This window comes from Pseudomonas sp. S2_C11 (assembly GCF_054668395.1).
This window is the reverse complement of the sequence record NZ_CP162765.1, coordinates 5656457-5677431: the sequence shown is the minus strand read 5'-3', so window position 1 is coordinate 5677431 and position 20975 is coordinate 5656457. Positions and strand designations below refer to the sequence as shown.

Here is a 20975-nt window from a genome sequence, read left to right as displayed (position 1 = left end):
CGATGCAGACGTTTGCACTGGCATAATCTCCCGCATCCCAGGTCGGAGAGTGCCCATGTCGCGCTACTTTATTTTGTCCCTCTGCGTGTTTTTTTCGACGGCGTATGCCGATGAAAAAAACACGGCGAACGATGCTCATGATCTGGCTTACAGCCTCGGTGCCAGCCTCGGCGAACGGCTGCGCCAAGAGGTGCCGCAGTTGCAGATCCAGGCGCTGATCGAAGGTCTGCAACAAGCGTATCAGGGCAAGCCGCTGGCGCTGAGTGAAGCGCGTATCGAACAGATTCTGGCCGACCACGAATCGCGCAATGCCGAGCAGGCATCACGGCAATCGAGCGACGCGGCGATGGAAAACGAGCAACGCTTTCTCAGTGCGGAAAAAGCCAAACCGGGGGTGAAGGAACTGGCCGATGGCATCCTTCTGACTGAACTGGTTCCGGGCACTGGCGCCAAGGCCGGCCCGGACGGCAAAGTGCAGGTGCTGTATGTCGGCAAGCTGCCGGATGGCACCGTGTTCGATCAGAACACCCAGCCGCAATGGTTCAACCTCGACAGCGTGATCGCCGGTTGGCGCACCGCCTTGCAGAACATGCCGGTGGGGGCGAAATGGCGGCTGGTGATTCCATCGGATCAAGCCTATGGCGCCGACGGTGCCGGCGACCTGATCGCGCCGTTCACGCCTCTGGTTTTCGAAGTGGAATTGCGTGGCGCGACGAGCTGATCAGGCATAAAAAAACGGTGCGCTTTCGGGCGCACCGTTTTTCATGAAGGACGTGGATCAGGCCTGAACCGGATCTTCTGTCTTGTGTGCCGTGTGCAGCACTTCGATCAGGCAATCTTCAAGTTCGAAGCGCTCATGCAGCAAGCCGCCCAATTCCTTGAATTTCTCCGCAACGCATTTGCCTTCATCGCACAGATCATTGAACGCGAGCAGCTTCTCGGTAATGACGTCGATGCGCGGATAGATGGTCTCGGCGAGTTCCAGACCGCGCTTGTCGTTGAACGCCTTGGCTTCGCCAGTCAGCTGTTCATAGATTTCGAAGTGCCCCGCCGATACGTAATCGACCAGCACGCCGCAGAATTCCTGCAAAGGCTTGCGGCTCTCGGACAGCGACTCAGGCTGCGCACCGAGCTTGTCGTAGGCGCCGATCAGCTCTTCACGCTCCTGCAACCAGCGGTCGATCAGCAGATGAACCCCACCCCAACGTTCCTGAGCATTCTGACAACTTTCGAGCATGGCGATCTCTCTTCCCTTGTGGGTCATGCTGCTCTACACCCGCGCCCCTGTTCTGATTTGACTGGTGGACGATCGGGCAGAGCGTCATCGAGCAACATAAATCCAATGACACGTGCCGGCCAGATTATGCCCGCACGCCTATGGCTTCAAGGTACGCAGGAGATAAAGTTCATACAAGTGTTTAATCCCTGACCAGCATGTGGTGCGACGCTTCGTCGCTGACAGATCGTTGCAGAGCGCTCCAGGTCAGACGCAACAACTGATAAACCGCAAGGATCGACACGCCGACAAAAAACAGCAGGCTCCATTCCGGGATGCTCAAATCGAACAGTGTCCAGGAGATGTCCGCACAATCGGCGCCGCCGTTGAACATCCGTTGCAAGGCGCAGATCCACGGCAGGTCGCTGAACAGTGACTCCACGGTTGGCGAGCATTTGACCAGTTGCAGCATCGAGTCACTCTGGATCAACACCTGCCGCCACGCAGCGGTGGTTCCCCCCAGACTGGCGCCGAGTGCAAACAGCCAGTACCACCATAAGCCAACGCGCCGGGGGCCATGCACCGCCGCCACGCCGCAGCCAATGCACAGCAATGTGAGGAACAATCGCTGCACCAGGCACAGACTGCAAGGCGTCAGGCCGACCGCGTATTCGAGGTAATAGGAAGCTCCCAGAGCAAAGGCCCCCGCAATGAAAGCCATGAAGAACAAGGAGCGTGAGCAGGCCAACGACATGGCTTTTCCGTAACAGTAGAGACAGACGGTTACGGTAGAGGAAAGCGTGTCAGCCTTTCAAGGCAAGGGCCTGGCGACAGTTCACCACAGGTGTAGGGAAAACCCGACAGGCTCGATAGGAAACGGTGAAGCGCTTTGTAGGACTTTGTCTGTAGAGCGCAAAGAAGGGGAATTTTCGGTCATCGAAGTTCACGAGGGAGCAACCTCCCTCGCCATTCATACCTTCGCCGGGACTGGCAGAGGCGCCGCCAGCAGGCGTTCATCAAGCAGCCCCAGACCTTCCTGGAACAACTGATTGCTGCGCTCGGTATCGCCAAGCTGTGCAAGCAGACGGGCCAACTCCGCACAGGTCTCCGGATTACGCTGCACGCGCAGACTGCTTTCCAGATAGTCACGGGCCTTGCCCCAAAGGCTGGTTTGCAGACACAGGCGTCCAAGGGTCAGCAGCAGGCTCGGATCGGCCGGGTGCTCCTTGAGCCAGCCCTCGGCCGTCTGCAACTGACGCGCAGGATCACTGCCACGAACCAGACCATAAAGCCGCGCCAGATGGCTGTCGTATTTGCGCTTGAGCGCTGTACGCAGGACCTCTTCGGCCTCGACCTGAGCGCCCAGCTGGCGCAATTGCTCGGCATAGGCCAGTACCAAAGGTGCTTCCTGACGCTGCGCCGAAGTCAGCTGTTCCCACGCCCGCTTGAGCGATTGCAGACCCACCGTACCGTCTTCTTCACGATGCGCTGCCAGCGAGAGGTTCTCACCCCAGGCGCGCCGTTCGAGCTCGGCCAGTTCTGCCGGCGGCAGCACTTTGTCCTTGCGCAACTCAGGCAGCAAACGAATCACCGCCGACCATTCGCCACGCTGCTGATGCAGACGTTGCAATTGACGCAACGTCTGCGCGCTGCGCGGATGCCGCTCATGCATTGCCTGCAAGGTCACCAGCGCACCGTCGGTGTCGCCACGATCGGTTTGCAGTTGTGCGTGACTGAGGGCAATTGCCAATTCGGCTTGCGGCTGACGCTCCAGCGCACGCTCGAGCAAACGATCGCTTTCTTCGTACTGGCCTTGCTCGTTCGCCGCACGTGCGGCGCCGAGGTAATAAAGCAATGGCTGGCGCTCGGCTTCCGCCGCGCGGGTCAGATGCCGTTGCGCGCTGGCCCAGCGACCTTCAGCCAGATCCAGCTGCCCGTGCTCGATCGCCACTTGCACGCGGCGGCTGCGATTGCGTCGCGACCACGGATTGACCACGCCGGTGGAGGTCATCACCAGCTCGACCAGCACCTTGATGCCCCAGAACAGAAGCCACAGCACCGCGATCACCGCCAGGGTCGCCCACAGGCTCGACTCGTAACGGAAGCTCTTGTACGCCACCAGCACGTAACCGGAATGCTCGGCAATCGCCAGGCCCAGCGCTGCCGTCGCGGCGATGACCAGAAACACGATTACATAGAGGCGCTTCATGGGGTCGCCTCCTGCGCAGCATTGGCGGCTGGCTTGGCGAACGGTTTCACCGATTCTTCGGCATTGACGTTACGCCGCTCCAGATACCCCTGCACCGCACTCAAGGTGCCGGTCAGATCCGGCGTCTTGACGGTGACCGGTTCCTTGCTCAGCTCGGAGACCTGTTCGAGCATGACTTTGCTTTGCGGATTGTCCGGGTTGAAATTGCCCTTGAGCACATCGCGTGCCTCGGCCAGCGCCTGGGTGTACACCGCCGCCTGACCGTTGAGCGCCGCCCACTGCGCTTGCTCCAGCGCCAGGCTCAGGGCCAGGCGCACCTGGCTCAGGCTTTGCCCGGCCAGCAGCGGTTTGACGTTTTTGTCAGCGTTGAAATCGATGCGGATATAGCGCGAAACCTTGTCCCACCATTGCGCCCAGCGACTGGCGCCATCGCCATCGTTGGTCAGGCCCAGCAGCGACTCGCCGCGATCCTTGTACTCCGGCGCCAGCTCCGTGAGGTCGATGACCTGATCGCGCAGCGCGCCGAGACGCAGGAACAGCCCGGTGCGATCCGGCTGTTCGGTGCTGCGCAAGGCGACCAGGGTTTTCGCCACTTGCTCGCGCGCGGCGAAGGAACCCGGATCGTTCTGCTCACGGAGAATTTCATCGGCGCCCTGCACCAGTGCCTGGGCGCTGCTGATGTCCTGCAGCGCTGAAAGGCGCAGGCTGGCCAGACGCAGCAAGTGTTCGGCCTCGGCCAGACGCCAGTCCTTGCGGCTGGCGCCGAGGACGGTTTCCAGACGTTGATTGAGGCGCTGCTGATCGCCCTGCAGTTGCGTGACCAGACGCTGGCGCTCGGCGAGTTCGTCCGCACCGGGCAACTGCGCCAGTCGTTCGGTCAGACGCTGTTCGTTGAGCTTCAGACTCTGCGCCTGATCGTTCAGCGCCTGCACCTGACTCGACTGTTGCTGCGTGTTGTTCTGCAGGTGGCGCACCTGCCAGACACCCCAGCCGCCAATGGCGACACCGGCGGCGCCGAGCAGCAGGGCGACAATTGCCAGTCCATTGCCTCGGCGCGGCTCTTTGGCCGGTGGTGGAGTTTCAACCTGGGCATCGAGCGCAGGCTGGACGTCATCTTTTGGCAAGGCTGTTTCGCTCACGTATCCATCCTTTGCATTAGAAAACGGCACGGGAAATTCCCGTAACGCCGTCAGCAAAGCCGCGGCACTCGCGCCGCGGCAATCCACAACTGTTTGAGCCCCGGCGGCACGTGCCAGCTCGGCGACCCTCGGGCTTGGAACAAACAACGGCAACTGCGCGATCTTCGGCCAGGCATCGCCGGCCATCTGCCGCAGGTGCTCGAAACCCTGTCCACTGCTGACCACCAGCCCGTTCAAGCGTTCCGCTTCGATCCGCCGTGGCAGCTCGTTCAGCGGATAGGCTGGCAGTTCACGGCGATACAACTCCAGATACTCGACACTAGCACCAAGCGCGCACAGGCGCTCGGCGAGCAGTTCACGACCGCCCTCGCCGCGCAGGATCATCACCTGCGCGCCGGGGTGGCTCACCGCCTCGCGCAGACGCGGCAATTGCAGCAAGGCTTCACTGTCATCGCCGTCAACCGGAAAGCTCACATCGAGACCGTGTTCGCGAAGAATGCCTGCGGTCGCCGCGCCGACGCTGAACCACGGCATGCTCAATGGCGGCGCGCCTTCAGACTTGAGCAAGTCCACCGCGATCCGCGCCGCCGGTTTGCTGACCACGATCACTGCGCTGCAAGCGGGCAATCGCGAAATCGCTTGGCGAATAGTGTCAGAGACCGGCAGCGGAACAATGTCCAAAAGCGGCAGACAACTGCTGAAAATCCCGTGCCCGGCCAGCTGTTCGGCCAGCGCCGCGCAGTCGTCTGCCGGGCGCGTCAGCAGCAGGCGCCAGGCTGTCACTCGTGACCCGCCTCGCCGTAGACAGCTTTGAGAATGTCGTCAGCGCCTTGCTTGAGCAAGTCTTCAGCGACCTGCACACCCAAGGTTTCCGCGTCGGCACGCGGCGCCCGGGCTTGGGCACTGAGAAGCTTGCCACCGCTCGGCTCACCGACCAGACCGCGCAACCACAACTGCTCGCCTTCAAGCACGGCGTAGCAGGCGATCGGCACTTGGCAGCCGCCGTTCAAATGTTTGTTGAGGGCGCGTTCCGCATTCACCCGCGAAGCGGTATCGGCGTGATGCAAAGGCGCGAGCAAGGCGTGGATTTCGTGGTCGGCGCTGCGGCATTCGATGCCGACCGCGCCCTGGCCACCGGCCGGCAGGCTGTCATCGACACTGATCGCCGATGTGATGCGCTCTTCGAAACCCAGGCGGATCAGGCCGGCAGCGGCGAGGATGATCGCGTCGTACTCGCCGGCGTCGAGCTTGGCCAGACGGGTGTTGACGTTGCCACGCAGGAACCGGATCTGCAGATCCGGGCGACGCGCCAGCAATTGCGTCTGCCGACGCAGGCTCGAGGTGCCGACGATGGCACCGGCAGGCAGCCCTTCAAGACTGGCGTAGGTGTTGGAGACGAAAGCATCGCGCGGGTCTTCACGCTCGCAGATGCAAAACAGACCCAAGCCTTGCGGGAAGTCCATCGGCACGTCTTTCATCGAATGCACGGCGATATCAGCTTCGTTTTCCAGCAGCGCGGTTTCCAGTTCCTTGACGAACAGGCCCTTGCCGCCGATCTTCGACAGTGGCGAGTCGAGCAGCTTGTCACCGCGACTGACCATGGGCACCAGCGTCACCAGCAGGCCCGGGTGGGCCGCCTCGAGACGGGCTTTGACGTATTCGGCCTGCCAGAGGGCCAGCGCACTTTTACGGGTGGCGATGCGGATTTCGCGAGGGGACATGGAACAATCCGTACTGAATAGATACGGCGGATAATAACAGCTCAGTCAATTTCACTTTGACCTGAATCAGAACCGGCGCGGCCTCCCTGGCCTGCCATGCCGGGTAAAAGAACTCGAAAGGCCCGGCGAAGACCGGGTCACAGCCCCTGCATCATCTTGCGCACACCGGCAACATGCCGACGGCTGACAATCAGCGCATCGCCATTGAGGCCTTTGAGGAACAACTGGAAATGTCCCAGTGGGGTGCGTTGCAAGCGCTCGATGCGGTCGCGAGCGACCAGCGCGTTGCGGTGGATACGCACAAAGCGTTCGCCGAATTCGTCTTCAAGGGCTTTGAGGGGTTCGTCGAGCAGCACCTCGCCGGCTTCGTGACGCAGGGTCACGTATTTGTGGTCGGCGATGAAGTAGACCACCTGATCCAGCGGAATCAGCTCGATGCCTTTACGGGTCCGTGCGCTGATGTGGCTGCGTGGGCCGTTGCCACTTTCGGCAGCGGGACGGGTCAGGGCCGAGAGTTGCGCCCGGTTGGGACGTTCAGCCCGCTTCAGGGCTTCATTCAAGTGTTCGGTTCGCACAGGTTTCACCACATAGCCCACGGCGCTGGCCTGCAGGGCTTCCACGGCAAATTCATCGGGACTGGTGCAAAACACCACGGCCGGCGGCGTCTCTCGTTCGCACAGTCGGGCAGCAACCTGCAGGCCATCGAGGCCCGGCATGCGGATATCGAGCAGCACGATATCCGGCTTGTGGCTGTCGATCAGCGCTAACGCCTCCTCGCCATTCGTGGCACTGGGCTCCAGGACTGTGTAACCCTCGAGCTCGCTCACCATACGGCTTAGGCGCTCGCGAGCCAGGGGTTCGTCATCAACGATCAGGACATTCATATTGCGCTGGATTCCTGCGTGAGTCTCGCACAAGGATAGCGTAGACAGGTGTAGTGACCTCCGTCACCGCGATCCACGCTAAGACTAGCCCGAGCGCCAAAAAGTGCCGTACGTCGGCCAGCAATATTTGCCAGCGTCCGGGTCGAACGGCTCAGAGCCCAGTGTTTCCTGCGTTTCTCGCGGTGGGTGACCGTTGTACAACTCACCCGCCCCCTCTTCTTATAGCCAGTGGCCGGACCTTTGCATGATCCGCATTCGCACCGACCCTTATGTCCACTGTAGACGTTCGTCGGAACGATATTGCTCAATCAAAAAATATCCTTTTGTAAATTCCTTGCAGACCGCGCCGGACATGCCTGACACATCCGCGAAAAAACGTATCGACCGGTGTCAGCGACAGGATTGGCAACCCTGTTATTATCCGCGCCAGCGTTTCACGCCATTTCTTCAAGCCGATACGAGCGAATTCATGAGCACTGACAAGACCAATCAGTCCTGGGGCGGCCGCTTCAGTGAACCCGTCGACGCCTTCGTCGCCCGCTTCACCGCCTCCGTCACTTTCGACCAGCGCCTGTATCGCCACGACATCATGGGCTCAATTGCCCACGCCACCATGCTGGCCAAGGTCGGCGTGCTGACCGATGCCGAGCGCGACAGCATCATCGATGGCCTGAAGACCATTCAGGGCGAAATCGAGGCCGGCCAGTTCGACTGGCGCGTCGACCTCGAAGACGTGCACATGAACATCGAAGCACGCCTGACCGACCGCATCGGCGTCACCGGTAAAAAGCTCCACACCGGGCGCAGCCGCAACGACCAGGTCGCCACCGATATCCGCCTGTGGCTGCGCGATGAAATCGACCTGATCCTCGCCGAGATCACCCGCCTGCAAAAAGGCCTGCTGGAGCAAGCCGAGCGTGAGGCCGCAAGCATCATGCCGGGCTTCACCCACTTGCAGACCGCGCAGCCGGTAACTTTCGGGCACCACATGCTGGCCTGGTTCGAAATGCTCAGCCGCGACTACGAGCGTCTGGTCGACTGCCGCAAGCGCACCAACCGCATGCCATTGGGCAGCGCCGCACTGGCCGGCACCACCTACCCGATCGACCGCGAATACACCGCGCAACTGCTCGGCTTCGACGCCGTCGGCGGCAACTCGCTGGACAACGTCTCCGATCGTGACTTCGCCATCGAATTCTGCTCGGCCGCAAGCATCGCGATGATGCACCTGTCGCGCTTCTCCGAAGAGCTGGTGCTGTGGACCAGCGCGCAGTTCCAGTTCATCGATCTGCCGGATCGTTTCTGCACTGGCAGCTCGATCATGCCGCAGAAGAAAAACCCTGACGTGCCCGAACTGGTACGCGGCAAGACCGGCCGCGTCTTCGGCGCGCTGATGGGCCTGCTGACCCTGATGAAGGGCCAGCCGCTGGCCTACAACAAGGACAATCAGGAAGACAAGGAGCCGCTGTTCGACGCCGCCGACACCCTGCGCGATTCGCTGCGCGCGTTTGCCGACATGATCCCGGCGATCAAGCCGAAACACGCGATCATGCGTGAAGCGGCACTGCGCGGTTTCTCCACTGCGACTGACCTGGCGGATTATCTGGTGCGCCGTGGCCTGCCGTTCCGTGATTGCCATGAAATCGTTGGCCACGCGGTGAAATACGGCGTGGACACGGGCAAGGATCTGGCCGAGATGAGCCTCGAAGAACTGCGTCAATTCAGCGATCAGATCGAGCAGGACGTGTTTGCCGTGCTGACCCTGGAAGGCTCGGTGAATGCCCGCGACCATATCGGCGGGACTGCGCCGGCGCAGGTCAGGGCTGCGGTGGCGCGCGGTCAGGCCCTGCTGGCCAGCCGCTAGAAGCATCGCGGGCAAGCCCGCTCCCACAGGGTTCTATGTGGAACACAATTTTGCGTTCGACCCATAGCCCTGTGGGAGCTGGCTTGCCAGCGATGACTGACTTCAGAGCGCTACAAAATTCACTTCTTGGCTGCAATCATCGCCAAAAACGCCGGCATCGCCGCGTCTTTATCCGCCGCAATCTTCTGCACGTGCGGATTCTGCTCTAACCGCTCCAGCAGCGCCTTCGCCTGCGGCATCTCGGCCAGCAGATCAATCCCGAACAGCTTCTGCCCGACCGCACAGGCCAGCGGCACGCTGTAGAGGAAATACAAATCGGCAATGCTCAGGCTGTCACCCGCCACATACGGGGCGAACTGGCCGTGGCGGCCGAGTGCCGCGAAGCCCAGCAGCAGCTCCGTCCGGGTCTTCTCTTTGATCGCCTCCGGCAACGTCATACCGAAAAACGCCTCGCCATAGCAGGCACGCCCCGGCAACTCGATGTACAACTCGATCTCCTTCGCAATCGCCAATACCTGCGCGCGCTCGAACGGATCGCTGGGCAGGAGCGGCGTGCCCTTTTGTGATTGTTCGAGGTATTCGAGAATGATCGCGGTTTCGTTGATATAACCGGCGTCGACGCCCAGCACCGGGACCTTGCCGCGCGGGCTGATCGCCAGTGACTCCGGGGTTTGCGCCGGGTAGAACGTCACCTCTTCGAAGGGCAGGCCTTTTTCCAGCAGCGCCAGTTTGACCATGTTGTAGTAGTTGCTGACAGCAAATCCGTAGAGCTTGAACATCACAGAGCCTCCAGGCCGTGCGGGGTGGGCAGTGCCTGTTTATAGATCGCCGCGACGTTTCCCGCCAGCAGCATCACGCCGCTGAATGCGGGTAAACTGGCGCCTTTCCCTGAGGAGCCTGCCATGAGCGAGCCGACAGATATCGTCAACGATGACGACGAAGAAGCATTCACCGAAGCGACGCTGATCGAAGCCATCGAGAACCAGATCGAAAGCGACACCCCCCCAGCGGCCAAGGCGACATTGAACAAGCTGACTCTGGTCGGTATGGAGCGCGAAGAGATCCTCAACCTCATGGCTCACGTGCTTGCCTATGAGATTGACGCGATGCTCGATGAAGACCGCGCGTTCAACACCGAATGGTACGAAACGGCATTGCGCAAGCTGCCAGAGCTGCCACCGGAAAAATAATAAAATCAAAAGATCGCAGCCTTCGGCAGCTCCTGCACCAATCTCCTGTAGGAGCTGCCGAAGGCTGCGATCTTTTTTATGCGGACTACACTGGAATTCGCCTCAAGACAAAATCCCCTGATCCGAGCACTGGACATGCTGCACCAGCGGGTTCACCTTAGGGGCGCTGTCGTCCAATTCCTAGAAAGTCTGGAGTCCTTATGTCGCTTACCCCTGAGTTGGTTGCCGAACTGGAAGTCCTTGCACTCTTCAACCTGGACAGTTCCCAGGAAGGTCTGAAAATTCATCAGACCGCTGCCCCGAAACACATAGCCGCCGCCAAACGCCTCTTCGAAAAAGAACTCACCGACCAGCCCGATGGCGGTTATCTGACCAGCCTCGGCCGCGATGCCGCGCAAAACGTGCAGACCGTACTGACGATTCTGAGAGAGCAGGAAACCGCCTGACTTTTTCCGACTTTGCCCACGGAAACTCCTGCCACGGGATTTCCGCGGGCCAGCCTGATCACTGCCGATGAAAATCTGACGTCAAAAAACAAATTCAGCTTAAACCTCCTGCTGCGCAGAGGCTAAACTGCGGCCATTCCGAGACCCTCTACGTCCGAGCCTGCAAGCCGGTTTGAGCTGACATGACGCGCACCCACGAAATCCGCCCCGACCTGGACGAAGGCATCGACCGCAAGGTACTCAGCCAACTGCGCGCCCGTTTTCTCAAACTCAATGAAGGCCGCCTCGGCCGCGCCCTCGAAGGTTTGTCGACGCGCCAGCAAAGCGTGCTGACGCTGTTGCCGCTGTTCTTTCACGTCAATCATCCGTTGCTGCCCGGCTATGTCTCGGGCAGTACGCCGGCCGGTCTCTCGAATTATGAGCCGGACGCCAATGCGCTGACCGAGGCGCAGCGCCTGACCCGCTCGTTTTCTTACAAACCGCGCCATGGCAGCAACCCACCGCGACCGATTCACGGTCTGTTCCTGATGGGCAGCCTCGGCACGCTGGCACAGGCCGATCAGAGCGACATGGATGTGTGGGTCTGCCATGCCCCAGATCTGAGCGAAAGCGAACTCGCCGAGCTACGCAAGAAATGCCAGTTGCTGGAAACCTGGGCCGCGAGCCAGGGTGCCGAGGCGCATTTCTTCCTGATCGACCCGGCGCGCTTCGTCAAAGGCGAACGTGATGCTCAGCTCAGTTCGGAAAACTGCGGCAGCACCCAGCACTATCTGCTGCTCGACGAGTTTTATCGCACGGCGATCTGGCTGGCCGGGCGCACGCCGATCTGGTGGCTGGTGCCAGTCTATGAAGAAACAGCCTACGACGCTTACACCCACACCCTGCTGTCCAAACGTTTTATTCGCGCCGATGAAACCCTCGATCTCGGGCCGATGGCGACCATTCCGCCCGGCGAATTCATCGGTGCCGGGTTGTGGCAGTTGTTCAAAGGCATCGAGTCGCCCTACAAGTCGGTGCTCAAACTGCTGCTGACCGAGGTGTACGCCAGCGAACATCCGCAGGTGCAGTGCCTGAGCCTGCGCTTCAAGAAAGCCGTGTTCGCCAATCAGCTCGATCTCGATGAGCTTGACCCGTACATGGTCGTGTACCGGCGTATCGAGGAATACCTGCTCGCCCGCAACGAACCGGAACGCCTTGAGCTGGTGCGCCGCGCGCTGTATCTGAAGGTCAACCGCAAGCTCACCGGCAACAGCCGCAGTCAGGGTTGGCAACGCGCACTGCTCGAACGCCTGGCCGGCGAGTGGCACTGGGATCAGCGGCAACTGGCGCTGCTCGACAGCCGCAGTCAGTGGAAAGTCCGCCAGGTCAGCGCCGAGCGCCGAGCGCTGGTCAACGAACTCAACTACAGCTATCGCTTCCTGACCCAGTTCGCCCGCAGCGAACAGACTGTCAGCCTGATCAACAAGCGCGACCTCAATGTGCTTGGCCGTCGACTCTACGCGGCATTCGAGCGCAAGGCCGACAAGGTCGAGTTCATCAATCCGGGCATCGCCCCGGACCTGGCCGAAGACACCCTGACCCTGGTGCAGTCGCCGAACAAAAAGGAGCCGGGGCAGACCCAGTGGGGTTTGTACAACGGCAGCCTGACGGCGCTGGAGTGGGAACACTTCGCGCCGATCAAGCGCAGTCGCGAGCTGCTTGAACTGCTGACCTGGTGCCACCGCAACGGCGTGATCGACAGCAGCACCCGCCTGGCCCTGCATCCGGGCACCAGCGACTTGAGCGAGTTCGAGCTGTTCAACCTGCTCGGCAGCCTGCAGCAATGCATCGCCCTGCCCTTGTCCACCGTCGCCGAAGAGCCCTTGCTGCGCGCCGCCGTGCCCAGCGAAGTGCTGCTGCTGATCAACGTCGGCGTCGATCCGCTCAAGCATCACCGTGATCTGAACATTTTGATGACCACCGAACGCACCGACTCGCTGAGCTATGCCGGCGTGCGCGAGAACCTGGTGCTGACCCTCGATCAGGTCACGCTCAACAGCTGGAACGAAGTGCTGGTCAATCGTTTCGACGGCCCGCATGCGCTGCTCGACTGCCTGCGCGATTACCTCAACAACCTGCCGCGCGGCCCGGTGCAGCCTTCGCTGAAAGTGCGCTGCTTCTGCCACAACCGCGCGCAATTCATTGCCCGCCGCGTCGAGGAAATCGTCGACACTGCGCAGACCCTGTTGCTCAGCGAGCTGAATCACCGCTACCTGATTCAGGTGCAGCAGCACTATCACGTGCTGGAGCTGGTGCCGGGGCAGGTCAACCATGTCGCCCTCGCCACCCTGCCGGCGCTGCTCGATTATCTTGGCGAAGAACAACCGCGCTACAGCCCGCTGCACCTCGACCCGATGGCTCTGGAAGATCACGATCTGGCGCTGATCCTGCCGATGGGTCAGCCGGAGTGCATTCAGGTGTTCTATCGCATCAGTGAACCGCAGGCGGAGCTGTACGTGCTGGATGAATTCAATGCGCTGTGGCAACAGCAGCTGCCGTACCACGACGAGCAGAGTCTGCTGGTGCCGCTGCAACGTTTTCTGCAATCGATCCAGTATCGCCGGGAAGCGCAATTGCCGATGGACGGTGGCCCTGCGGGCAGCCCCGAGACTTTGTATTACCAGCTGTTGCCGTCAGGCCCGGGGCGCTCGCGCAGGGTCGAAACCCGACCAGCACCGCAGACCCCGGTGAACAAACCGTTCTACGACGTGCAGGCGATCATCGGCAAAGCCGCACCCGGCGAAGTGCAGGTCACCCTGTATTGCAATCAGCGGGAATTCAGCGAGCTGGAGCATGGCGACCAGTTGTTCAGCGTGGTCGCCCGGGAGATCGTCGAGCAGCGCCGCGAGACCGAGCGTTATCGCTGCTACATCACCGACCTCGACCTGTCGGGTCTGCTCGGTGACGGGCACAGTTCAAGCAATCTGTATCTGCGCTACAAGGCGGACCTGGAGCGCTCGTTGAATGAAGCGCTCGAACAGGTTTGAAGCGGGGATTTATTCGGGAAAGGCGCCGCCGTTGACCGGTTGCGATTCCACTTCCAGCAAGGTCAGTTTCAGCGATTTGCCGCCCGGCGCCGGCCAATCGATATGCTGACCGACCTTCAGGCCCAGCAGCGCACTGCCGACCGGCGCGAGAATGGAAATCTTGCCTTCATCGGCGTTGGCGTCCTTGGGATAGACCAGCGTCAGGTGGTAATCCTTGCCACTGCCTTCTTCGCGGCAATGCACGCGGGAATTCATGGTCACGACATCGGCGGGCACTTCATCGTGGCCGACCACGGTATCGGCGCGGTCCAGCTCGGTTTGCAGCGCAATCACGCCCGGCGCAGCCTGGTCTTTGTCGCTCAGGCTGTCGATCAGGCGCTCCAGACGTTGCACGTCCAGACGGGTAAGGGTGATGGAAGGTGCGGTCATGATCCAGGCAGACTCCTTTCTTCTGCACAAAAAAAGCAAAACCCCGCCAAAAAAGACGGGGTTTTCACCGTGCCTCGGTGGTTTGAGGCGTTCGCGGACACTATCACAGCTCAAAAAATATACAAGTCACGCCCTTTTTTGCCTGGGTGAAACCCTTGTGGCGAGGGGATTTATCCCCGTTCGGCTGCGCAGCAGCCGTATAGATTTTGGGGCCGCTACGCGACCCAACGGGGATAAATCCCCTCGCCACAATATCAACAGGCTTGGGATTTTCGTGCGGTAGCCTGCTGGCAAATCACCCGGCGCCGCTGATCATCCGCCGAGCGCCACTCGCGAATGTCCTCGACGTGGCGCGCACAGCCGAGACAGACTTTCTGCTCGTCCAGTCGACACACACCCGTGCACGGCGAAGGCACCGCCGGGCTGACGTTACTGTAGAGCGGTTTCGGCGGGCGAACAGGCGCTGCATCAGTCACGAATCACAGACCTTCGAAATCGAATTCGGCGCCAGCCTGCTGCTTGACGAGGCGCTGCAGCATTTCGCCCAATTGCTCTTCGCTCTTGTCGCACATCCAGCGCTCGCTTTCTTCGTCATAGTCGAAGTGGAAACCACCGGACACGGCCGCCAGCCACAGCTGACGCAACGGCTCCTGGCGGCTGAAGATCAGCTGCGAGCCATTTTCGAACTTGACGGTCAAGACACCTGCCGAGCTCTCCAGGTCGATATCCAGGTCGCTGTCATCAAAGATATCTTCCAGCGTCTGCTGGGTAGCATCGACCAGATCGTGGAAACGGGCTTCGGACAAACTCATTGCGGCAACCTCAAAAATGTCTGATCAGGCTCAAGCGCCGAAAGATACGGACGCTGCCGACCGATTGCAAAGATTAACGACCAAGCACCTGTCGGCCCATCCAGCACCGCCCCCGTGGGAGCGAGCCTGCTCGCGAAAGCGGTGTGTCAGGCAACGAGCCTGTTGAATTTGCCGACGCCTTCGCGAGCAGGCTCGCTCCCACAGGGATGATGCGCATCACAGGAGCCCCGCCGGACGGGAACCCCCTCGCATAGGCAAGCTGCCGGGTGGCCGGTATACTCCGGCGCAATTAACGCATTTTCAAGGATTTCGCCATGAAGCGCCTGATCTCTTCCCTTGCTGCGCTCGTCGCGGTTGCCTGCCTCGTTTCGGCCTGTGGTCAAAAAGGCCCGCTGTACCTGCCGGATGACGATCAGGACCCGGCCGAACAAGCCCAGTCTTCGCAGAAGCAGCCATCCAAGGCTCATAAGCACGACGTTTACTAAGGGATCGCCATGGACGCTTTTAACTACCGTGGCGGGGAGCTGTTCGCGGAAGGTGTGGCGCTGTCCGCCATCGCCGACCGCTTCGGCACGCCCACCTATGTCTACTCGCGCGCGCACATCGAAGCGCAATATCTGGCCTACGCCGATGCGCTGGCCGGCATGCCGCATCTGGTCTGCTTCGCGGTCAAAGCCAACTCCAACCTCGGTGTGCTGAATGTCCTGGCCCGTCTCGGCGCCGGTTTCGACATCGTTTCCCGAGGCGAGCTGGAACGTGTACTGGCCGCAGGTGGCAGCGCCGACAAGATCGTTTTCTCCGGCGTCGGCAAGACCCGTGACGACATGCGCCGCGCCCTCGAAGTCGGCGTGCACTGCTTCAACGTCGAGTCCACCGATGAGCTCGAGCGCCTGCAAGTAGTCGCCGCCGAGCTGGGTGTTCGCGCCCCGGTTTCGCTGCGCGTGAACCCGGACGTCGATGCCGGCACCCACCCGTACATTTCCACCGGTCTCAAAGAGAACAAGTTCGGCATCGCCATTGCCGATGCCGAAGACGTGTACGTGCGCGCCGCGCATCTGCCGAACCTGGAAGTGGTCGGTGTTGACTGCCATATCGGTTCGCAACTGACCACCCTGCCGCCGTTCATTGATGCGCTCGATCGCCTGCTGGATCTGGCCGACCGCCTCGGCGATTGCGGCATTCACCTGCGCCACATCGATCTCGGTGGTGGTTTGGGCGTGCGTTATCGCGATGAAGAGCCGCCATTGGCTGCCGATTACATCAAGGCTGTGCGCGAACGTCTCGACGGGCGTGATCTGGCGCTGGTGTTCGAGCCAGGCCGCTTCATCGTTGCCAATGGCGGCGTGTTGCTGACACAGGTCGAATACCTCAAGCACACCGAGCACAAGGATTTCGCCATCGTCGATGCGGCGATGAACGACCTCATCCGTCCAGCGCTGTATCAGGCATGGATGGACGTCACCGCGGTGAAACCGCGCGACAGCGCTGCACGCAAGTACGACATCGTCGGCCCGATCTGCGAAACCGGCGACTTCCTCGCCAAGGACCGCGAGCTGGCGCTGGAAGAAGGCGATCTGCTGGCGGTGCATTCGGCCGGCGCCTACGGTTTTGTCATGAGTTCCAACTACAACACCCGTGGCCGTGCTGCCGAGGTGCTGGTGGATGGTGATCAGGTTTTTGAAGTGCGTCGCCGCGAAACCGTGGCCGAGCTGTTTGCCGGCGAAAGCCTGCTGCCGGAGTAACCCATGCTGCTGCGTTTTACCAAAATGCACGGCCTGGGCAACGACTTCATGGTCCTCGACCTGGTCAGCCAGCACGCGCACATTCAGCCCAAACACGCCAAGCAATGGGGCGACCGCCACACCGGTATCGGTTTCGACCAGTTGCTGATCGTCGAAGCGCCGAGCAACCCGGATGTGGATTTCCGCTACCGGATCTTCAACTCCGACGGTTCGGAAGTGGAGCAGTGCGGCAACGGTGCGCGCTGCTTCGCCCGCTTCGTGCTCGACAAGCGTCTGACCGCCAAACGGCAGATCCGCGTCGAGACCAAGGGCGGCATCATTGAACTGGACGTGCGTAACGACGGCCAGATCGGCGTGAACATGGGCGCGCCGCGCCTGGTGCCGGCAGACATTCCATTCCAGGCGCCGGCCCAGGCCAGCAGCTATCAGCTGGAAGTCGATGGCACCACGGTCGAACTGGCCGCCGTGTCGATGGGCAATCCCCATGCGGTCATTCGCGTGGACGACATCAACAGCGCACCGGTGCATGAACTGGGGCCGAAGATCGAACATCACCCGCGCTTTCCGGCGCGGGTCAATGTCGGCTTCCTTCAGGTCATCGACCGCCATCGCGCGCAACTGCGTGTTTGGGAACGCGGCGCCGGGGAAACCCAGGCCTGCGGCACCGGCGCCTGTGCGGCGGCGGTGGCGGCCATCAGTCAGGGGTGGATGGATTCGCCGCTGTTGATCGACCTGCCCGGCGGGCGTCTGTCCATCGAGTGGGCCGGCCCGGGCGAACCGGTGTTGATGACCGGTCCGGCAGTGCGTGTATACGAAGGACAAGTGCGTCTTTGAGCGAGCAGAAATCATGACCGACAAGCCACAGGTACCCGCCCGACCAGCCGACGAATCAGCGTCCGAGAGCCTCGAGGCAGCCGCGGTTGCCGCCTACCTGGAGGCTCATCCGGACTTTTTCGTCGAGCACGAAGAGCTGCTGCCGTCGTTGCGCATCCCGCACCGACGCGGCGACACCGTGTCGCTGGTCGAGCGGCAGATGACCATCCTGCGCGACCGCAATATCGAGATGCGCCATCGCCTTTCGCATCTGATGGACGTGGCCCGCGACAACGATCGCCTGTTCGAAAAAACCCGCCGCCTGATTCTCGCGCTGATGGATGCATCGACCCTGGAAGACGTGGTCATCAGCGTTGAAGACAGCCTGCGTCAGGATTTCCAGGTGCCCTTCGTCAGCCTGATCCTGCTCGGCGACAACCCGGCCCCGGTCGGCCGCTGGGTAACCCACGCCGATGCGCAAACCGCGATTGGCGGCCTGCTCACCGAAGGCAAAAGCGTCAGCGGCAGCCTGCGTGAACATGAGCTGGACTTCCTCTTCGGCGAAGAACAGCGCCAGCAGATCGGCTCGACCGCCGTGGTTGCCGTCAGCCATCAGGGCATTCACGGCATTCTGGCCATCGCCAGCCGTGACCCGCAGCACTACAAGAGCTCGGTCGGCACGCTGTTCCTCAGTTACATCGCCGAGGTCATGGGCCGCGTGCTGCCACGGGTCAACAGCTCGCTGCGCTCGGTACGCTGACCATGGAACGACAACTGGACGCTTACTGCGAACATCTGCGCAGTGAGCGACAGGTGTCGCCGCACACCCTGTCGGCTTATCGCCGCGACCTCGATAAAGTCCTCGGCTGGTGCATCAAGCAGAACATCGGCAGCTGGGCCGCGCTGGACATCCAGCGCCTGCGCAGCCTGATCGCCCGGTTGCATGCGCAAGGCCAGTCCTCGCGCAGCCTCGCCCGCCTGCTCTCAGCGGTGCGCGGGCTCTATCACTACTTGAATCGCGAAGGCCTGTGCGACCACGACCCGGCCACCGGCCTGGCCCCGCCGAAAGGCGAACGGCGCCTGCCGAAAACCCTTGATACCGACCGCGCATTGCAGCTGCTGGAAGGTGCGGTCGAGGACGATTTTCTCGCCCGGCGCGATCAGGCGATTCTCGAGCTGTTCTATTCCTCTGGCCTGCGCCTGTCCGAGCTGACCGGGCTCAATCTCGATCAACTCGACCTCGCCGACGGCATGGTTCAGGTGCTCGGCAAGGGCAGCAAGACCCGGCTGTTGCCGGTTGGCACCAAGGCCCGCGAAGCCCTTGAACACTGGTTGCCGCTGCGCGCCATGACCAACCCGGCGGACGACGCGGTATTTGTCAGCCAGCAAGGCCGACGCCTCGGCCCGCGGGCGATTCAGGTGCGGGTCAAACTGGCTGGCGAGCGCGAACTGGGGCAGAACCTGCATCCGCACATGCTGCGGCACTCGTTCGCCAGCCATTTGCTCGAGTCCTCGCAGGACTTGCGCGCGGTGCAGGAATTGCTCGGTCACTCTGATATCAAAACCACACAGATCTATACCCACCTCGACTTCCAGCATCTGGCGGCGGTCTACGACAGCGCCCATCCCCGGGCCAAACGCATGAAAGGCGATGATTCATGAGCATTCAGTTGATCACGTTCGACCTCGACGACACTCTGTGGGACACCGCTCCGGTAATCGCCAGCGCCGAAACCGTGTTGCGCGAATGGCTGAGCGAACATGCGTCGAACCTGGGCGCGGTGCCGGTGGAGCATTTGTGGTCGATTCGCGAGCGCGTGCTGGCGGGCGAACCGGGGCTCAAGCACCGCATCAGCGCGCTGCGTCGACGTGTGCTGTTCCATGCGCTCGAAGAAGCCGGGTATGCCCACGGCGAGGCGTCGGAGCTGGCTGACAAGGCTTTTGAAGTGTTCCTGCATGCGCGGCATCAGATCGAAGTGTTCCCGGAGGTCGAGCCGCTGCTGGAGCTGCTCGCCAATCATTACGCCCTCGGCGTGGTCACCAATGGCAATGCCGACGTGCGCCGGCTGGGGCTGGCGGATTACTTCAAGTTCGCCTTGTGTGCCGAAGACATCGGCATCGCCAAACCGGATGCGCGGCTGTTTCATGAAGCGTTACAGCGCGGTGGTGTGGGTGCTGAAGCGGCGGTGCATGTCGGCGATCATCCCGGCGATGACATCGCCGGGGCGCAGCAGGCGGGGTTGCGCGCGGTGTGGTTCAACCCGACAGGCAAGGTCTGGGAGGCGGAGCGCTTGCCGGATGCGGAAATTCGCAGCCTGACCGAATTGCCCGTCGTCCTCTCCCGCTGGAATGCCACCTCGAAATAATCCACAAACCCTGTGGGAGCGAGCCTGCTCGCGAATGCGGTGTGTCATTCAACATGTATGTCGGCTGACATGCCCTCTTCGCGAGCAGGCTCGCTCCCACAGAGGACTGCATTTGCTTTCAACGGATTTATTTCAGGCATAAAAAAGCCCGCAGCGACGGCGGGCTTTTTCAGCAAGCGAGCGACGCGCCTCAGATAGGGCGGCTGCCGTACTTGTTGTCCGGCTTCTTGGGCGGATCGGCGACCACGTTGGCCTCCACTTCCTGCACCTTGCCGCCGCGCGCAAGGAATTCTTCCATGGCCTTGGCCAGGGCGTCACGCTCCTTGTTCTTGGCTTCGATGCTCGGCAACTCGTCGACCGAGACCGCAGCCTTGGCTTTGCCTTTGGCAGCCGGGGCCGGCGTGTCGTCACCGCCATCGTCTTCGGTAACGTCTTCCGCTGCCGCTCCCAGGCCTTCCTCGGCCTCGTCTTCGTCGCCTACTTCGAGGTCGTCGTTTTCCAGATCATCGTCGCTCATGTTCTACCTCATGACTTGCCAAAAGCAGATTAGTTATAGACCAGCTTTGGCGGCTGTCGAAGCCGCCGTTGAAAAATCTTCTGCCGCTGCCCGGCAGCGGCTCATGCCTGTTCACCGTGCAAGGTGGCGAGGACTTTACGGGCACCGCCATGATCACGGTGCTCGCCCAGATAAATCCCTTGCCAGGTACCCAGTGCCAGCCGCCCTGCCGCAACCGGCAGACTGATCTGGCAACCGAGCACGCTGGCCTTGAAGTGCGCCGGGAGGTCGTCCAGGCCTTCGTCGTTGTGCTCGTAGCCGTCTGTTCCTTGTGGGATCAGACGATTGAAAAATCGTTCGAAGTCGCGACGAACTGCCGGATCGGCGTTCTCGTTGATGGTCAACGACGCCGACGTGTGCTGCAGCCACAAATGCAACAGACCGACCCGACAGGTCTTGAGTTCAGGCAAGCCTGCGAGCAACTCGTCCGTCACCAGATGAAAGCCCCGGGGCCTTGCCCGCAGGGTTATCAGAGTCTGTTGCCACATACAGTTCTCCGCTCGTTCGGGGCGCATTCTAGCGTGCTCTGAAAAAAAACAAAGGCCCTAATATTCCTGCAGCG

At 61.4% G+C, this 20975-nt stretch carries 23 protein-coding genes and 2 pseudogenes; 11 read left to right on the top strand and 14 right to left on the bottom strand.

The genetic code is table 11. The annotated features are described in order from the left end of the window. Nucleotides 1-55: 55 nt before the first annotated feature. Nucleotides 56-721 (top strand): FKBP-type peptidyl-prolyl cis-trans isomerase, encoded by a 666-nt coding sequence (locus AB4N48_RS25515; protein WP_016772603.1) that lies wholly within the window; start codon nt 56-58, stop codon nt 719-721. Nucleotides 722-778: 57 nt separating this feature from the next. On the opposite strand, the gene rsd is transcribed toward AB4N48_RS25515, so the two are convergent. The 8 genes and pseudogenes from rsd to AB4N48_RS25475 all read right to left on the bottom strand — a co-directional run. Continuing rightward, nucleotides 779-1237 (bottom strand): sigma D regulator, encoded by a 459-nt coding sequence (gene rsd / locus AB4N48_RS25510; RefSeq protein WP_460094501.1) that lies wholly within the window; start codon nt 1235-1237, stop codon nt 779-781. Between the two features lie 181 nt (nt 1238-1418). Then, nucleotides 1419-1970 (bottom strand): disulfide bond formation protein B, encoded by a 552-nt coding sequence (locus tag AB4N48_RS25505; protein ID WP_305381736.1) that lies wholly within the window; start codon nt 1968-1970, stop codon nt 1419-1421. Between the two features lie 216 nt (nt 1971-2186). Continuing rightward, nucleotides 2187-3425, bottom strand: coding sequence for a heme biosynthesis protein HemY (locus tag AB4N48_RS25500; protein ID WP_150637092.1), 1239 nt, complete (start codon nt 3423-3425; stop codon nt 2187-2189). Beyond that, nucleotides 3422-4564 (bottom strand): uroporphyrinogen-III C-methyltransferase, encoded by a 1143-nt coding sequence (locus tag AB4N48_RS25495; protein ID WP_252880181.1) that lies wholly within the window; start codon nt 4562-4564, stop codon nt 3422-3424. The genes AB4N48_RS25500 and AB4N48_RS25495 overlap by 4 nt, the downstream gene beginning before the upstream one ends. 84 nt (nt 4565-4648) lie before the next feature. Further along, nucleotides 4649-5347 (bottom strand): annotated as a pseudogene (locus tag AB4N48_RS25490) (uroporphyrinogen-III synthase); the annotation flags it as partial. After that, nucleotides 5344-6285: a hydroxymethylbilane synthase gene (hemC, locus tag AB4N48_RS25485; protein ID WP_252882855.1), complete on the bottom strand. Its 942-nt coding sequence runs from the start codon at nt 6283-6285 to the stop codon at nt 5344-5346. The gene hemC and the pseudogene AB4N48_RS25490, both read right to left, overlap by 4 nt. Before the next feature lie 137 nt (nt 6286-6422). Continuing rightward, nucleotides 6423-7169 (bottom strand): LytR/AlgR family response regulator transcription factor, encoded by a 747-nt coding sequence (locus AB4N48_RS25480; RefSeq protein WP_016772598.1) that lies wholly within the window; start codon nt 7167-7169, stop codon nt 6423-6425. Continuing rightward, nucleotides 7166-7321 (bottom strand): annotated as a pseudogene (locus tag AB4N48_RS25475) (sensor histidine kinase); the annotation flags it as partial. The pseudogene AB4N48_RS25475 and the gene AB4N48_RS25480, both read right to left, overlap by 4 nt. A 317-nt stretch (nt 7322-7638) precedes the next feature. Between AB4N48_RS25475 and argH the strand changes: the two are divergent. After that, nucleotides 7639-9033 (top strand): argininosuccinate lyase, encoded by a 1395-nt coding sequence (gene argH, locus AB4N48_RS25470; RefSeq protein WP_056791653.1) that lies wholly within the window; start codon nt 7639-7641, stop codon nt 9031-9033. A 119-nt stretch (nt 9034-9152) separates the two neighbouring features. Here argH and AB4N48_RS25465 read toward each other — a convergent pair whose 3' ends face one another. Then, entirely contained in the window at nt 9153-9812 is a 660-nt protein-coding gene (locus AB4N48_RS25465) for a glutathione S-transferase family protein (protein WP_056791651.1), read from the bottom strand. A gap of 123 nt (nt 9813-9935) precedes the next feature. On the opposite strand from AB4N48_RS25465, the gene AB4N48_RS25460 reads away from it, so the two are divergent. From AB4N48_RS25460 to AB4N48_RS25450, 3 genes are all read left to right on the top strand, one after another. After that, nucleotides 9936-10223, top strand: coding sequence for a hypothetical protein (locus tag AB4N48_RS25460; RefSeq protein ID WP_460094500.1), 288 nt, complete (start codon nt 9936-9938; stop codon nt 10221-10223). 200 nt (nt 10224-10423) lie between these two features. Beyond that, nucleotides 10424-10669, top strand: a complete 246-nt coding sequence (locus AB4N48_RS25455) for a TIGR02647 family protein (protein WP_003229392.1) — start codon at nt 10424-10426, stop codon at nt 10667-10669. Nucleotides 10670-10851: 182 nt separating this feature from the next. Further along, the gene (locus AB4N48_RS25450) at nt 10852-13695 is read left to right on the top strand and encodes a class I adenylate cyclase (protein WP_460094499.1); all 2844 of its coding nucleotides are present in this window, start codon (nt 10852-10854) and stop codon (nt 13693-13695) included. Nucleotides 13696-13704: 9 nt separating this feature from the next. On the opposite strand, the gene rnk is transcribed toward AB4N48_RS25450, so the two are convergent. The 3 genes from rnk to cyaY form a co-directional block, all read right to left on the bottom strand. Further along, complete coding sequence (gene rnk / locus AB4N48_RS25445) at nt 13705-14124, bottom strand: nucleoside diphosphate kinase regulator (RefSeq protein ID WP_024014769.1); 420 nt, start codon at nt 14122-14124, stop codon at nt 13705-13707. Between the two features lie 254 nt (nt 14125-14378). After that, on the bottom strand, nt 14379-14600 hold the full coding sequence (locus tag AB4N48_RS25440; RefSeq protein ID WP_076564524.1) for a DUF1289 domain-containing protein: 222 nt from the start codon (nt 14598-14600) through the stop codon (nt 14379-14381). Nucleotides 14601-14603: 3 nt separating this feature from the next. Beyond that, nucleotides 14604-14936 (bottom strand): iron donor protein CyaY, encoded by a 333-nt coding sequence (gene cyaY, locus AB4N48_RS25435; protein ID WP_056791639.1) that lies wholly within the window; start codon nt 14934-14936, stop codon nt 14604-14606. 314 nt (nt 14937-15250) lie between these two features. On the opposite strand from cyaY, the gene lptM reads away from it, so the two are divergent. The 6 genes from lptM to AB4N48_RS25405 are packed head-to-tail and all read left to right on the top strand — an operon-like array spanning nt 15251 to nt 19857. Next, a complete protein-coding gene (gene lptM, locus AB4N48_RS25430) occupies nt 15251-15421 on the top strand; it encodes an LPS translocon maturation chaperone LptM (protein ID WP_016772589.1) in 171 nt (56 codons plus the stop codon). Between the two features lie 9 nt (nt 15422-15430). Continuing rightward, the gene (lysA, locus tag AB4N48_RS25425; protein WP_460094498.1) at nt 15431-16678 is read left to right on the top strand and encodes a diaminopimelate decarboxylase; all 1248 of its coding nucleotides are present in this window, start codon (nt 15431-15433) and stop codon (nt 16676-16678) included. A 3-nt stretch (nt 16679-16681) separates the two neighbouring features. Next, the gene (gene dapF / locus AB4N48_RS25420; protein ID WP_041476933.1) at nt 16682-17512 is read left to right on the top strand and encodes a diaminopimelate epimerase; all 831 of its coding nucleotides are present in this window, start codon (nt 16682-16684) and stop codon (nt 17510-17512) included. 13 nt (nt 17513-17525) lie between these two features. After that, on the top strand, nt 17526-18251 hold the full coding sequence (locus tag AB4N48_RS25415; RefSeq protein ID WP_042607115.1) for a DUF484 family protein: 726 nt from the start codon (nt 17526-17528) through the stop codon (nt 18249-18251). Between the two features lie 2 nt (nt 18252-18253). Next, nucleotides 18254-19153 carry a tyrosine recombinase XerC gene (xerC, locus tag AB4N48_RS25410; protein ID WP_024014773.1) on the top strand — a complete coding sequence of 300 codons (900 nt, stop codon included), beginning with the start codon at nt 18254-18256 and terminating at the stop codon, nt 19151-19153. Then, entirely contained in the window at nt 19150-19857 is a 708-nt protein-coding gene (locus AB4N48_RS25405; RefSeq protein ID WP_460094497.1) for an HAD family hydrolase, read from the top strand. Before xerC ends, AB4N48_RS25405 begins: the two co-directional genes overlap by 4 nt. Nucleotides 19858-20047: 190 nt before the next feature. On the opposite strand, the gene sutA is transcribed toward AB4N48_RS25405, so the two are convergent. Together sutA and AB4N48_RS25395 are read right to left on the bottom strand one after the other, a co-directional pair. Continuing rightward, nucleotides 20048-20374, bottom strand: a complete 327-nt coding sequence (sutA, locus tag AB4N48_RS25400; RefSeq protein ID WP_236167761.1) for a transcriptional regulator SutA — start codon at nt 20372-20374, stop codon at nt 20048-20050. A 101-nt stretch (nt 20375-20475) separates the two neighbouring features. Next, on the bottom strand, nt 20476-20901 hold the full coding sequence (locus tag AB4N48_RS25395; protein ID WP_071172132.1) for a secondary thiamine-phosphate synthase enzyme YjbQ: 426 nt from the start codon (nt 20899-20901) through the stop codon (nt 20476-20478). Between the last annotated feature and the right edge of the window lie 74 nt (nt 20902-20975).

Excerpts from the sequence above, each read along its gene's own strand:
- AB4N48_RS25515 (WP_016772603.1), top strand. The coding sequence starts at position 56 with ATGTCGCGCTACTTTATTTTGTCCCTCTGCGTGTTTTTTTCGACGGCG.
- rsd (WP_460094501.1), bottom strand. The coding sequence starts at position 1,237 with ATGCTCGAAAGTTGTCAGAATGCTCAGGAACGTTGGGGTGGGGTTCAT.
- AB4N48_RS25505 (WP_305381736.1), bottom strand. The coding sequence starts at position 1,970 with ATGTCGTTGGCCTGCTCACGCTCCTTGTTCTTCATGGCTTTCATTGCG.
- AB4N48_RS25500 (WP_150637092.1), bottom strand. The coding sequence starts at position 3,425 with ATGAAGCGCCTCTATGTAATCGTGTTTCTGGTCATCGCCGCGACGGCA.
- hemC (WP_252882855.1), bottom strand. The coding sequence starts at position 6,285 with ATGTCCCCTCGCGAAATCCGCATCGCCACCCGTAAAAGTGCGCTGGCC.
- AB4N48_RS25480 (WP_016772598.1), bottom strand. The coding sequence starts at position 7,169 with ATGAATGTCCTGATCGTTGATGACGAACCCCTGGCTCGCGAGCGCCTA.
- argH (WP_056791653.1), top strand. The coding sequence starts at position 7,639 with ATGAGCACTGACAAGACCAATCAGTCCTGGGGCGGCCGCTTCAGTGAA.
- AB4N48_RS25465 (WP_056791651.1), bottom strand. The coding sequence starts at position 9,812 with ATGTTCAAGCTCTACGGATTTGCTGTCAGCAACTACTACAACATGGTC.
- AB4N48_RS25460 (WP_460094500.1), top strand. The coding sequence starts at position 9,936 with ATGAGCGAGCCGACAGATATCGTCAACGATGACGACGAAGAAGCATTC.
- AB4N48_RS25455 (WP_003229392.1), top strand. The coding sequence starts at position 10,424 with ATGTCGCTTACCCCTGAGTTGGTTGCCGAACTGGAAGTCCTTGCACTC.
- AB4N48_RS25450 (WP_460094499.1), top strand. The coding sequence starts at position 10,852 with ATGACGCGCACCCACGAAATCCGCCCCGACCTGGACGAAGGCATCGAC.
- rnk (WP_024014769.1), bottom strand. The coding sequence starts at position 14,124 with ATGACCGCACCTTCCATCACCCTTACCCGTCTGGACGTGCAACGTCTG.
- cyaY (WP_056791639.1), bottom strand. The coding sequence starts at position 14,936 with ATGAGTTTGTCCGAAGCCCGTTTCCACGATCTGGTCGATGCTACCCAG.
- lptM (WP_016772589.1), top strand. The coding sequence starts at position 15,251 with ATGAAGCGCCTGATCTCTTCCCTTGCTGCGCTCGTCGCGGTTGCCTGC.
- lysA (WP_460094498.1), top strand. The coding sequence starts at position 15,431 with ATGGACGCTTTTAACTACCGTGGCGGGGAGCTGTTCGCGGAAGGTGTG.
- dapF (WP_041476933.1), top strand. The coding sequence starts at position 16,682 with ATGCTGCTGCGTTTTACCAAAATGCACGGCCTGGGCAACGACTTCATG.
- AB4N48_RS25415 (WP_042607115.1), top strand. The coding sequence starts at position 17,526 with ATGACCGACAAGCCACAGGTACCCGCCCGACCAGCCGACGAATCAGCG.
- xerC (WP_024014773.1), top strand. The coding sequence starts at position 18,254 with ATGGAACGACAACTGGACGCTTACTGCGAACATCTGCGCAGTGAGCGA.
- AB4N48_RS25405 (WP_460094497.1), top strand. The coding sequence starts at position 19,150 with ATGAGCATTCAGTTGATCACGTTCGACCTCGACGACACTCTGTGGGAC.
- sutA (WP_236167761.1), bottom strand. The coding sequence starts at position 20,374 with ATGAGCGACGATGATCTGGAAAACGACGACCTCGAAGTAGGCGACGAA.
- AB4N48_RS25395 (WP_071172132.1), bottom strand. The coding sequence starts at position 20,901 with ATGTGGCAACAGACTCTGATAACCCTGCGGGCAAGGCCCCGGGGCTTT.